This window comes from Clostridium estertheticum, from assembly GCF_018861295.1.
In the GTDB taxonomy this organism is placed as follows: Bacteria; Bacillota; Clostridia; order Clostridiales; family Clostridiaceae; genus Clostridium_AD; species Clostridium_AD estertheticum_D.
In genome coordinates this window covers 16778-30339 of the sequence record NZ_JAHLDM010000004.1, presented here as the reverse complement: position 1 = coordinate 30339, position 13562 = coordinate 16778, and the positions used below count along the sequence as shown (strand labels likewise).

General features: G+C 32.1%; 11 protein-coding genes. All 11 read left to right on the top strand.

The features are described from left to right. The first annotated feature begins 7 nt into the window (after positions 1-7). Positions 8-229, top strand: coding sequence for a FeoA family protein (locus KPL54_RS05830; RefSeq protein ID WP_216105693.1), 222 nt, complete (start codon positions 8-10; stop codon positions 227-229). Between the two features lie 21 nt (positions 230-250). Next, positions 251-2410 (top strand): ferrous iron transport protein B, encoded by a 2160-nt coding sequence (feoB, locus tag KPL54_RS05825; RefSeq protein WP_216105692.1) that lies wholly within the window; start codon positions 251-253, stop codon positions 2408-2410. A gap of 38 nt (positions 2411-2448) precedes the next feature. Further along, positions 2449-2610, top strand: a complete 162-nt coding sequence (locus KPL54_RS05820) for a FeoB-associated Cys-rich membrane protein (RefSeq protein ID WP_152749956.1) — start codon at positions 2449-2451, stop codon at positions 2608-2610. 354 nt (positions 2611-2964) lie between these two features. Beyond that, entirely contained in the window at positions 2965-3837 is an 873-nt protein-coding gene (licT, locus tag KPL54_RS05815) for a BglG family transcription antiterminator LicT (RefSeq protein ID WP_268038430.1), read from the top strand. Positions 3838-4027: 190 nt separating this feature from the next. Beyond that, positions 4028-5932 carry a sucrose-specific PTS transporter subunit IIBC gene (locus KPL54_RS05810; protein WP_216105691.1) on the top strand — a complete coding sequence of 635 codons (1905 nt, stop codon included), beginning with the start codon at positions 4028-4030 and terminating at the stop codon, positions 5930-5932. A 76-nt stretch (positions 5933-6008) separates the two neighbouring features. Then, positions 6009-7427, top strand: coding sequence for a glycoside hydrolase family 32 protein (locus tag KPL54_RS05805; RefSeq protein ID WP_253203359.1), 1419 nt, complete (start codon positions 6009-6011; stop codon positions 7425-7427). A 370-nt stretch (positions 7428-7797) separates the two neighbouring features. Then, complete coding sequence (locus KPL54_RS05800; RefSeq protein ID WP_216105690.1) at positions 7798-9705, top strand: acyl-CoA dehydrogenase family protein; 1908 nt, start codon at positions 7798-7800, stop codon at positions 9703-9705. Between the two features lie 56 nt (positions 9706-9761). Then, positions 9762-10961: an FprA family A-type flavoprotein gene (locus KPL54_RS05795; RefSeq protein ID WP_216105689.1), complete on the top strand. Its 1200-nt coding sequence runs from the start codon at positions 9762-9764 to the stop codon at positions 10959-10961. A gap of 161 nt (positions 10962-11122) precedes the next feature. Beyond that, a complete protein-coding gene (locus tag KPL54_RS05790) occupies positions 11123-11536 on the top strand; it encodes an RrF2 family transcriptional regulator (protein WP_216105688.1) in 414 nt (137 codons plus the stop codon). Between the two features lie 96 nt (positions 11537-11632). Continuing rightward, positions 11633-12634 carry a LacI family DNA-binding transcriptional regulator gene (locus KPL54_RS05785; protein ID WP_216105687.1) on the top strand — a complete coding sequence of 334 codons (1002 nt, stop codon included), beginning with the start codon at positions 11633-11635 and terminating at the stop codon, positions 12632-12634. Between the two features lie 105 nt (positions 12635-12739). Next, complete coding sequence (locus tag KPL54_RS05780; protein ID WP_216105686.1) at positions 12740-13528, top strand: gluconate 5-dehydrogenase; 789 nt, start codon at positions 12740-12742, stop codon at positions 13526-13528. Positions 13529-13562: the final 34 nt, after the last annotated feature.

Sequence of the window (13562 nt, the reverse complement as noted above, 5' to 3'; positions counted from 1 at the left end):
TATAATAATGAGTACATTAAGAGAGATTCGGGTAGGACAAACCGTTAAGGTTAAAAAGGTTGAGGGTGAGGGAGCTATTCGTAGACGTATTATGGATATGGGGATTACAAAAGGCTGTGAAATATATGTGCGTAAGGTAGCACCACTTGGAGATCCATTAGAAATAAATGTTCGAGGATATGAATTATCACTTCGTAAAGTTGATGCAGAAATGATAGTAGTAGAATAGTAGGAATAAGGGGGAATGAAAATGTCAATTAGAATAGGTCTTGCCGGCAATCCAAACTGCGGAAAGACAACTATGTTTAATGAACTTACAGGATCATCACAATATGTTGGTAATTGGCCTGGGGTTACAGTAGAAAAAAAAGGTGGTAAATTAAAAGGAAATAAAGATGTGGAGATCGTTGATTTACCAGGGATTTATTCATTATCACCATATACACTTGAGGAAGTTGTAACTCGAAACTTTATGTTAGATGATAAACCAGATGCAATTATTAATATAGTAGATGCATCTAATATCGAGAGAAATTTGTATTTAACAACTCAAATTTTAGAACTCGGAATTCCAACCGTTATAGCACTTAATATGATGGATATCATAGAGAAAAACGGTGATAAGATAGACGTTGATAAATTATCAAAAACTTTTGGATGCCCAGTGGTTGAAACTTCAGCGTTAAAAGGTAACGGCATAAAAGAGGCAGCACAAAAGGCAATAGGAATTGCGAAGGCAAAAAAGAAAATGGGTTTTGAGATGCAATTTTCAGTAGAGGTTAAAGAAGCTCTGAAAGAAATAGAAAAAGTAATTATCAAAATTTCTCATGATGGAATTGAAACACGTTGGCTTTCAATTAAACTTTTCGAACGTGACAAGAATGTTCTTGAGAAGTTAAATATTTCAAAAGATATATTAAATGAAATAGAAACAATAATAAAAAAACATGAAGATGAATTTGATGATGATAGTGAGAGTATTGTTACTAGTGACCGATATGTATTTATTAGCGATGTGGTCTCAAAAACAATTAAAAAAAATAATAAGGGAAAAGCAACAACATCAGATAAAATTGATAAAATTGTTACAAGTCGTTTACTAGCACTCCCAATTTTTGCAGCAATTATGTTTGGTGTATATTATATTGCAGTAAGTACTGTTGGAACAATAGTAACAGATTGGACTAATGACACGTTATTTGGAGGAATCATTCAAGGTAACGTTACAACCTGGTTAGCAAACGCAAATGTAGCAGATTGGTTACAAGGATTAATTATAGATGGAATTATTGGTGGTGTAGGTTCAGTTTTAGGGTTTGTACCACAGATTATGGTCTTATTCTTTTTATTATCAATTCTTGAGGATTGTGGATACATGGCTCGTGTTGCATTTATTATGGATAGGGTTTTTCGTAGGTTTGGGCTTTCAGGAAAAGCGTTTATACCAATGTTAATTAGTTCAGGTTGTGGAGTGCCAGGTATTATGGCAACTCGTACTATGGAAAATGATAGAGATAGAAAGATGACAATTATGTTAACTACATTTATTCCTTGTAGTGCTAAACTGCCAATCATTGCATTAATTGCAGGTGCACTTTTCGGTGGGGCCTCTTGGGTTGCGCCATCTGCATACTTCTTAGGAATAATAATGGTTATTGTTTGTGGTGTTATATTGAAGAAAACTAGATTGTTTTCTGGAGATCCATCACCATTCGTTATGGAACTTCCACAATATCGTATCCCAGGATTAAAAGGTGTTTTAATACATATGTGGGAAAGAGCAAAAGCCTTCATTATTAAAGCTGGTACAATTATTTTTGCTGCTTGTGTAACCATATGGTTCTTACAATCATTTAATTGGTCACTAGATATGGTGGATGCAGGAGATAGTATTTTGGCAAGTTTAGGTAATATTATTGCTCCAATCTTTAAACCACTTGGGTTTGGAAATTGGCAATCTGCTGTAGCTACTGTCACTGGGCTTATAGCTAAAGAAAATGTTGTTGGTACCTTTGGTGTTCTATATGGTATAGCAGATGCTGCAGAAGATAATGTTGCACTTACTAGTAATGTAGCAGCATTATTTACAGCTTCAGGTGCCTTTGCATTTATGGCATTCAACTTATTGTGTGCACCATGTTTTGCAGCAATTGGGACAATGCGTCGTGAAATGGGTTCATGGAAATGGACATGGATTACTTTAGGATTTCAAACATTAACAGCGTATTTGGTGGCACTTCTCATCAATCAAGTTGGAGGTTTTATATTTGGTACAGGAAGTTTATTTGGAGCTGTAATCTCTGTGTTAATTGTTGCTTTTGTAATTACAGTAGTTTTGGCTACCGGAAGGAGTTCTAACGCAAAACAAGTGAATGGTAAATTTAGACCGGGATTAGGCGAAGAAGTTTAATTTAAGCATACCTACCTATATTAAAAAGGAGGATTTTTATGATAATTACAATTGTATTAGCTATGATTATATTTGGATTAGTTGCTTTAGTATTGGTAAAACAGTTTAAAAAAGCTAAAAGTGGAGAAAGTAGCTGTGGTTGTGGTTGTTCAGGCTGTTCATCGGATAGCTCATGTCATGAAAACAACCTGAAGAAATAATAGATTAATAAAAAGCTAGCATGTAAACAGAGACCACTGAAAAACTATATAAAAAATCGTCATCAAACTAATAATGATGGCGGTTTTTTTAGTGTTATTTTTTTATTATATTGTATAAAAAATGTATTGACATAAAACAATGAAAATGTTATCATAAATATAAATTAAATAATAGGATTGTTACTGATTAGCAGGCAAAACCTAATTTGAGATGAGTGTAAACTTTGTCTTGTTTTGGGTTTTTTTATTGCAATTAAAGATAATTGCCTTGTGATCATACAATAATATTGTATGTTAGTGTAAAATTTCAGCTTTATATTTGAATACAAATCTAATAATTATAGTGACATTGGGGTGAATACTATTATTATAAAAAGGATATTGAATAATAATGTAGTTACGGCTATAGATGAGAAGTCTAAGCGTGAAAAGGTAATTATGGGCAGAGGAATTGCTTTCCAAAAGAGAAACGGAGATATGGTCGACGTTTTGAAAATTGAAAAAGTCTTTATTTTGGAAAATAAAATTGAGAATGAGAAATTTTTAAAATTGATAAATGAAATCCCGATGGAGCATATAAAATTATCAGAGACAATTATAAGCTATGGGAAAGAAAAATTAAATACACAATTTGATGATCATATTTATATTGCATTAACAGATCATATTGATTTTGCTATTAAAAGATACAAAGAAGGTATTAGTTTAAAAAATCAGCTACTTTGGGAAATACAAAGGATTCATAAAAAAGAATACGAAGTTGGTTTATGGGCACTGGATTGTATTGAAGATGAAATAGGTATTAAAATGGATTTAGATGAAGCGGGTTATATTGCTCTGCATTTAGTAGATGCTGCTCTTAACCAAAGTATGGATAATACAATAAATATTATTTCAATAGTTCAAGAAATATTAAACATAATAAAATACTTTTTTAACATAGAATTTGATGAAAATGATATTTCTTATGATAGACTTGTTACGCACTTGAAGTATTTCTCACAAAGGGTAATTTCAAATAATAGGTTGCCAGAAGATAGTAATGAGTTTTTGAAGATGGTAGAAATAAATTATCATAAACCATATACTTGTGCATTAAAGATAAAAATATTTATTGAAAAAAATTATTATTACACAATAAATGATGGAGAAATAGTTTATTTGAGTCTTCATATTCAGCGAGTTATTTCTAGTATAAGGTATAAGATATCTTCTGAAAAATTATAGACTTATACATTTATTAAAAAGTTAATATCAGGATTGTTACTGGTTATGCAGGCAAAACCTAAGTTGAAAATTATACACTAGTTGTATTAATTCAATTTAGGTTTTTTTATTTAAATTAGCCACAGCTACTTAATGGACACAAAATAATATAATAATTATTTTGTGCAGATAAAAATATAGGAGGGTAAAAATGGATTACAACAAAATAGCTAAGGAAATTTTAATGTATTTAGGTGGAGAAAACAATGTAGCAAGTGCTGCACATTGTGCTACAAGATTGAGATTGGTTCTAAATGATGACCAAAAGGCAAATATTAAAAAAATTGAGAAAATGGAAGCTGTTAAAGGTGTATTTAATAGTGGGGGTCAATTACAAATTATTATTGGTCAAGGAACAGTAAATAAAGTATATAACGCCTTTATTGAAGGAACTAAAATAGGAGAGTCGAGTTTAAGCGATAATAAAAAAGCTGCAATGAAAAATATGAATCCTTTTGAGAGATTTGCAAGAATGTTATCAAGTATTTTTCTTCCAATAATACCAGCAATAGTTGCTAGTGGGCTTTTAATGGGGATTTTAGGAATGCTTCAAAATTTCCATTTGATTGATTCTAAAAGTGGAATATATATATTATTAAATATGTTTTCAAGTGCCGCTTTTGTGTTTTTGCCTGTTTTAATTGCGTTTAGTGCGGCTAAACAATTTGGAACTAATCCTTTTCTAGCGGCAACATTAGCAGGAATAATGATACATCCAGATCTTCAGAATGCTTGGACATTAGGAAATGGAATTAAAAATTCAATGGATTTTTATGGACTTCATGTAAGTATGGTTGGTTATCAAGGACAAGTGCTTCCAATATTAATTGCTGTTTGGGTTATGGGATATATAGAAAGAAGCTTAAGAAAAATAGTTCCAGATATATTAGACATTTTACTAACACCATTCTTAACAATATTGATTACAGGGTTTTTCACATTTTTTATAATAGGACCAGTAGGGAGATTTCTAGGAGATGGACTGTCAGTTGGTTTAGTAACGATATACAATACAGCAGGTGTTTTTGCTGGTATATTATTTGGAGGATTTTATTCATTTATAGTTATTACCGGGATACATCAAAGTTTCCAAGCTGTTGAGGCAGGGTTACTTGCTAACCCGAGTATTCATAGGGATTTTCTATTACCAATTTGGTCAATGGCGAATGTTGCACAAGGTGGAGCTGCTTTTGCAGTATATTTTATCACGAAAAATGCCAAAATGAAGTCAATAGCTGGTCCAGCATCATTGTCAGCGGTGCTAGGCATAACTGAACCAGCAATTTTCGGAGTAAATTTGAGATATAGGAGGCCATTTATTGCGGCAGCTATAGGTGGTGCTATAGGTGGTGGTTATGTAGTATTTACTAAAGTAGTAATGACTGGCATGGGTGTAAGTGGAATCCCAGGTACAACGATTGTACCGCCATCATCTATTTTGAATTATATAATAGGTATGGTTATAGCTTTTGCAACAGCTTTTGTAGTTACTTCTGTCCTTGGAATAAAAGAAAAAGAAGAAGAAATAGATAAAGATAAAGATAATAATGATGAAAATAATGAAGATATTTTACTTTGTAATGAAGAAAAAGCAAATACTGTTTCAAATTTAGTATCACCTGTAAATGGAAATGTTATATTACTTAAAGATGTTCCGGACAAAACTTTTTCTGATGAATTATTGGGAAAAGGAATAGGAGTAGATCCAGAAGATGGAATAGTGGTTTCACCAGTAGACGGAACTGTAGTATGTTTGTTTGAAACAAAGCATGCAATAGCAATTAAAACTAGTGATGGAATGGAAATACTAATTCATATAGGAATTGATACAGTCAAAATGAATGGAGAGGGTTTTAAGTCATTTATTAATTCTGGAGATGTGATTAAGAAGGGACAAAAACTAATGGAATTTGATTTGGATTTAGTGAAGGAAAAAGCTAAATCAGCTATTGTATTACTTGTAATTACAAATTCTGATTCTATGAAGTTTGTTAATCAGTTAAAATCTGGTAAGATTAAACAAGGGGAAGAATTGATGCGAGTTGGAATTAGTTAAATAATCTAAATTTGGTGGTGTTATTATAATTAAAAATGATGAATTGACAAAAATCTCAATAAAAACATCTAGGGAATTGAATGAAAAAGTAAATGGTGATTACTATAGATTAAAATATCATTTAATGCCAAGTGTAGGCTTTTTGAATGATCCTAATGGATTTATTCAGTTTAATGGTGAATATCATCTATTTTATCAGTTTAATCCTTTGTATCCTAAAGATAAAATGGTTTATTGGGCTCATGTAAAAAGTTCAGATTTAATTCATTGGAGTATGTTATCACCTGCACTTTGTCCAAGTGAATGGTATGAAACTCATGGATGTTATTCTGGCTCAGCTGTAAATAATAATGGTAAATTAACTTTGATTTATACAGGAAATGTAAAAAATGAATTAGGGAAAAGAGAAACCTATCAGTGTATTGCACAAAGCATTGATTGCGAACACTTTGTTAAATATAAAAACAACCCTGTTATAAGCAATGTGCCTAAAGGTTATACAACACATTTCAGAGATCCTAAAGTTTGGAAATATGATGGACTATGGTATATGGCAATTGGAACCCAAACAGAAAAAGAAGAAGGAGTAGTACTTTTATATAGGTCAGAAGACTTACTAGCTTGGAATAAAATTGGAGAAGTTGCTGGTGCAAATATAAATGGATTGGACTATTTAGGCTATATGTGGGAATGTCCAAATTTATTTAACTTAGATGGAAAAGATATATTACTTTTTTGTCCTCAGGGGGTAGAGCCTAAGGGTGACTTATATAATAATAGATACCAATGTGGATATTTGTTAGGTAAATTAGATTATAAAACGGGAAAATTAGCCTATGGTGATTTTATTGAGTTAGATAGAGGTTTTGAATTTTATGCTCCTCAAGTTACACAGGATGAAAAAGGACGGTTACTCTTAGTTGGTTGGATGGGTATTCCAGAAGAAGAAGATAGTCCTACGGTAAAAAATAATTGGCTTCACTGTCTAACAATTATTAGAGAACTGCATATTAAAAATAATAAAATCTATCAAAATCCAGTAGAAGAAATAAAATTACTTAGAACTAATGAAACTAGGTATGATAATGTATTAATAAATAATGAACAGATTAAATTGGATAATATTTATGGAGATTGTTTTGAGCTGATTTGTGATTTTTCATGGGAAAATGTCTTGGAATTTGGAATTAAACTTAGATGTGATGACAAGGAAAATGAGAAAACATTGTTATATTATAATACAGAAGAGAAAAAAATAATATTGGACAGATGTAAAAGTGGGTTAAGTAAAACGGGTGTGAGAAAGTGCGAAATAGAGAAGTGTAAAAAATTAAGCATACGTTTATTCATGGATAAGTCATCTGTTGAAATATTCATAAATAAAGGTGAAGAAACTTTTTCATCTAGAATTTACCCTAAGAAGGAGAGCAAAAACATTTTCTTTTATGCAAAAGGAGGAATAGTAAACGTCAATATAAAACACTGGAATATTTAATATTTATTGTGTATATTGCAAACTGAAAATGAAATAACGACAGCAATGAGATGGAACCTATATGATAGATACTTAAAAAAATCTATTCATATAGGTTCTTTTTTGTATAATAAACGAAAAGGATACCACATAGACTTTCATTATTTTAAATAATGAAAGTCTAAGGTTATAACATTTGATAACAGAGAATATAATATTAGAACAAGCCTCGCGTTTTTATGGAGAATCATGACGAAAAAAAGGTTGGAATTAAGGTTGCAATGTGTATTTGTTAGGTATACAATGAAACTATACAATTTAGGTACACTTTAAAGAAGACGTTTACGAATTTACATTTATTAAACAGATTAATTAAAGGGAGGTATTATATATGCTTTTTAAGACTAAGCAGCAACATGAAAATTTGAGGATTAAAATTAGAGAGTTTGCCCAGGAGGAAGTTAAACCTATTGCATTTATGTTAGATCAGGAAAATAAATTTCCGGATGAGGCTATTAATAAGTTAGCGGATATGGGGATGATGGGAATACCATATCCAAAAGAGTACGGTGGAGCAGGTCTTGACATAATGAGTTATGTAATTGCCGTTGAGGAATTATCAAGAGTTGATGGTGGGACAGGCGTAATTTTATCAGCTCATACATCACTAGGTTCTTACCCGATTTCAGCTTATGGAACAGACGAGCAAAAACAAAAGTACTTGGTTCCATTAGCAAAGGGAGAAAAACTTGGTGCATTCGGTCTTACCGAGGAAAATGCTGGTAGTGATGCTGGTGGTACTGAAACCACTGCAGTACTCGATGGTGATAATTATATTTTAAATGGTGAAAAAATCTTCATCACAAATGCTGGTAAGGCTGATATTTATATTGTATTTGCAATTACTACGCCGGATATAGGTATCCGAGGTATAAGTGCATTTATTGTGGAGAAGGATACAGAAGGTTTTACCTTCGGTAAGCATTACGATAAGATGGGTATTCGTTCATCTGTTACTGCTGAGCTAATATTCAATGACGTGAAGGTTCCTAAGGAAAATCTATTAGGAGCTGAGGGTAGTGGTTTTAAAATTGCTATGGCAACTTTGGATGGTGGCCGTATTGGTGTTGCAGCTCAGGCCCTAGGCATTGCACAAGGTGCTTATGAGAATGCACTTGAGTATTCAAAGGAAAGAGTTCAATTTGGAAAACCTATATGTCAGCAACAAATTATATCTTTTAAGTTGGCAGATATGGCAACAAAACTTCGCGCAGCTAGATTACTTATTTACAGTGCAGCAGAGCTTAAAGAAAATCATGAGAACTACAGTATGGAAGCTGCTATGGCTAAACAATACGCTTCAGACGTTTGCCTTGAAATTGTGAATGATGCACTTCAAATATTTGGTGGAAGCGGTTATTTAAAAGGTATGGAAGTTGAAAGGTCTTACAGGGATGCTAAGATTTGTACAATATATGAAGGAACGAATGAGATTCAACGTGTCGTCATCGCTGCTCATATTATAGGCAAGATGCCCAAAAATGAAAACCCAGGTAAAGCTACTAAGCGTGGACCTGCTACAGGTTATCGCAAAAAAATAATTTTTAGAGATGGAACTGCGAGTGAAAAAGTAAATGCACTTGTGGAAGCTCTTAAGGCAGATAAATATGATTTTACAGTTGGAATTCCAATGGACACCCCTATAACCAAGGCTGAAAGGGTAGTCAGTGTAGGTCTAGGTATTGGTGAAAAGAAAAATATGAAACTTATAGAAGACTTGGCAGTTCAAGCCGGTGCAGCTATAGGATCTTCCCGTCCAGTAGCTGAAACCCTTAAATATTTACCACTAAATCGTTATGTGGGAATGTCTGGTCAAAAATTCAAAGGAAATCTTTATATTGCTTGCGGTATTTCAGGTGCAGGTCAGCATTTGAAAGGTATAAAGGACGCTAGTACAATTGTTGCTATAAATATTGATTCTAAAGCTAAAATTTTTAAAAATTCAGATTATGGTATTGTTGGAGATATAATGGAAATATTACCACTTCTAACTGCTGCTTTAGATAATGGAGAAGCAAAGAAAGATGCTCCACCAATGGTGAAGATGAAGTCAGCAGCTCCGAAGGTGGTTATTCCAACTTGGAAACATTATGTATGTAATGGATGCGGTTATGAATACGATCCTGGCGTAGGTGATGATGAAGGCGAAGTAGCTTCGGGCACTCTCTTTGAAAATATACCAAACGAATGGACTTGCCCTGCTTGCGGTGAAGAAAAAGATATGTTTATAGAGGTTTAATTTTTATAATAATTAAATATAATAATATGTTTTTAGTGTAAAGGAGGATTATATATATGTATTGTGTTAGAAATATAACTGAGGATCTTTATTGGGTTGGTGGAAGCGATCGTCGTCTTGCCCTTTTTGAAAACATTCATCCTATTCCAAGGGGTGTTTCCTATAATTCTTATCTACTAATAGACAAGAAGACAGTACTTTTTGATACAGTTGACTGGTCAATTTGCCGTCAGTTCATTGAAAATATTCAATCAGTTTTAAAAGGCAAATCTTTAGATTATTTGGTAATTAACCATATGGAACCGGATCATGCAGCGTGCATTGAAGAGATTATTCTTCGTTATCCGAATGTAAAGATTGTATGCAACCATAAAGCTTTCTTGTTCATGCATCAGTTCGGTTTCCATATCGATGAAAACGTAATAGAAGTTAAAGAAGGCGATACAATGTCTTTTGGAAAACATGTAGTTACATTTGTGGCTGCTCCAATGGTACATTGGCCAGAAGCTATGGTGACATTTGATACTACAAATGGTGTATTATTTTCCGCTGATGCTTTTGGTTCTTTCGGCTCATTGGATGGTCAGTTGTTTAATGACGAAGTTAACTTTGACCGCGATTGGATTGATGATGCCAGAAGGTATTATACAAATATTGTAGGCAAATATGGGCCCCATGTTCAGGACCTTTTAAAGAAGGCTGGAACTATCGACATCAAGATTATCTGTCCACTACATGGACCGGTATGGCGTAATGATTTGGGATATTTTTTAGGTAAGTACGACAAGTGGAGCAGGTATGAACCTGAGGAAAAAGGTGTAATGATTGTTTATGGAACAATGTACGGCAATACTGAGGCTGCTGCGAGTGACCTAGCAACAAGGCTCGTGGAAAAGGGAATGACAAATGTTGTGATGTACGATGTTTCTAAAACTCATGTCTCATATTTGATTTCTGAGACATTCAAATATAGTAATGTGGTTCTTGCATCTGTAACATACAACCTTAAGATATATCCACCAATGCTTTCTTATATAATGGATATGAAAGCATTGAATGTTCAAAAACGTAATTTTACTCTTATAGAAAATGGTTCATGGGCTCCTCAATCTGGTAAGCTGATGCGTGAACTTTTGGGTGAGATGAAAGAAATAACTATTTTAGACAATGAAATCTCATTAAACTCTAGTATGAAAGAAGACGATGTGGATTCAATGGATGCAATTGCTGAAAGTATCATCGAGTCAATGAAGTAATTTCATAAAAATATAAATTTGGGACCTGCTCATGGATAAAATTTGTGAGTAGGTCCATTTTTATGGTAAAATTAAGTAAATATTACTTTTTTGTTGACAAAATACAGTAAGTATCTTAAAGTATAAAGTATACCAAACGAGTGTACTTAGGGAGATATATTATGAAAATAACACAAGAAGCAGATTATGGTCTTAGGGTAGTAATTTATTTATGTAAATTAGGTTATGGCGAAAAGGTAGAATCAAAAGTAATTTCAGAAAAAGAGAGGATACCACTAAGATTTCTCTTAAAGCTTTTAAGAAAGCTAATACAAGCAGATATTATAAAATCTTATAGGGGAGTAAAGGGAGGATATGCTATAAATAAATTGCCAGAGGAAATAAACTTAAGAGATGTTATTGAAGCAATAGATGGTCCAATATGTGTTAATAGGTGTGTAATTGAACCAAGTTTTTGTAATTTGAATATAAGTGGTGTATGCATTGTGCATAGAGCAATGACAAAAGTACAAAAAAGTTTAAATGCAGAACTAGAAAGTATAAATTTTAAGCAGCTAGTAGATGGAGATATCTAAACAAATAAAATAATTTAGTAAACTAGTTTACTAAATTATTTTTTTATGTTAATATAATAGTATAGGAATATAAATTATTTAAATATGGGGTTAGATATGACGCATTCAGGTAAGATTACGATTAGAGAAATTGCAAATTTAGCATGTACTTCTAAAACGACAGTCTCTTTTTATTTAAATGGTAAAACTGAGAAAATGTCTGAAAAAACAAGACAAAAAATAGCAGAGGTAATAAAAGAAACAAATTACAAACCTAGTATTGCTGCTAGAAGTCTAAATTCAAAAAGTTCTAAGTTGCTCGGAATAATGATTGGAGATATTACTAATACATTTTCAAACCAAATTGTTAAAGGAATTGAAGATATAGCAAGTAAAAAAGGTTATCAACTTATTGTAGCAAATAGTAATTATGATTATTCTAGGGAAGAAAACCTTATAGATAGAATGTTATCTATGGGTGTTGATGGGTTTATTGTACAACCTACAATTCAATTTAAGGAAATTTCTAAAAAAGCAAAAAAACCAATGGTTTTTTTTGATAGTAATGTATACGATTATAAAACAAAATGGGTAAAAACAAATAATTATGATGCTACTTATGAAGCTACTGTTGTTTGTATAAATAAAGGATATAAAAAATTTATTCTAATCACAGCTGATCCAAGTTTATTAAGTACTCGTGTTGAAAGAACTTCTGGATATATTGATGCTTTATTAGATCATGATTTAGCTTATAAAAAATTAATTGTTGAAGATAATGATAAAAAAAATCCTAAAAAGATACTGGATTTTCTTGTTAAACATATTAATGAAAAAGAAAAACAATTAATTTTTGTTCCTAATTGTTGGGCTTTACCAATGGTATTTATTGCACTAAAAGATTATTATTTTTTAATGCCTAAGTTAGGTCTTATGGGATTTGATAACACTGAGTGGACTAATTTTGCAACGCCTAGCATAACAACTATTGTGCAACCTGCTTTTAAAGAAGGACAACAAGCAGCAAGCATTTTAATAGACCAAATTGAAAGTAAAAATGATGAAAATGGTCAACAAGTATTAGAGTGTATTGTAAATTGGAATGAATCTACATTGTAAGGTGTTAATGGTACGTTAAAATAATTGAAAATTTTAAAGAAACATATAAATAATATATATTTCTTTAATATATATAAATATTATAAATTCGAGGAGGAATATTTCATGGATATAATTAAGAAATTTTCATTAGAAGGTAAAGTTGCATTAGTTACAGGTGCATCATATGGTATTGGATTTGCTATTGCAAAGTCTTATAGTAATGCGGGAGCAACAATAGTGTTTAATGACATAAATCAAGAACTTGTGAACAAGGGAATAAAAGCTTATGCAGAAGAAGGTATAAAAGCTTTTGGATATGTATGTGATGTTACAGATGAAGAGATGGTAAATGAATTAGTTAAAAAGATTGAAAAAGAAGTTGGAGTAATTGATATTCTTGTAAATAATGCAGGAATAATTAAGCGTGTTGCAATGATTGATATGAAAGCAGCAGATTTTAGAAAGGTTATAGATGTAGATCTAAATGCACCATTTATAGTATCCAAAGCTGTAATACCTGCAATGATTAAAAAGGGACATGGTAAAATAATAAATATATGTTCAATGATGAGTGAACTAGGACGTGAAACCGTTTCAGCTTATGCAGCTGCAAAAGGTGGACTTAAGATGTTAACTAAAAACATTGCAGCTGAATATGGTGAATACAACATTCAATGTAATGGAATTGGACCCGGATATATAGCAACACCTCAAACTGCACCACTTAGAACAGAAGGACATCCATTTAATAATTTTATTATAGGGAAAACTCCAGCTGCACGTTGGGGAACAACAGAAGATTTAGTAGGACCAGCTGTATTCCTCGCATCTGATGCATCAGATTTTGTAAATGGACATGTGTTATATGTAGATGGTGGAATACTTGCTACTCTTGGAAAACAACCAGAATAAGATAGTTTTTGCACTATCCATTATACGAGGAGGA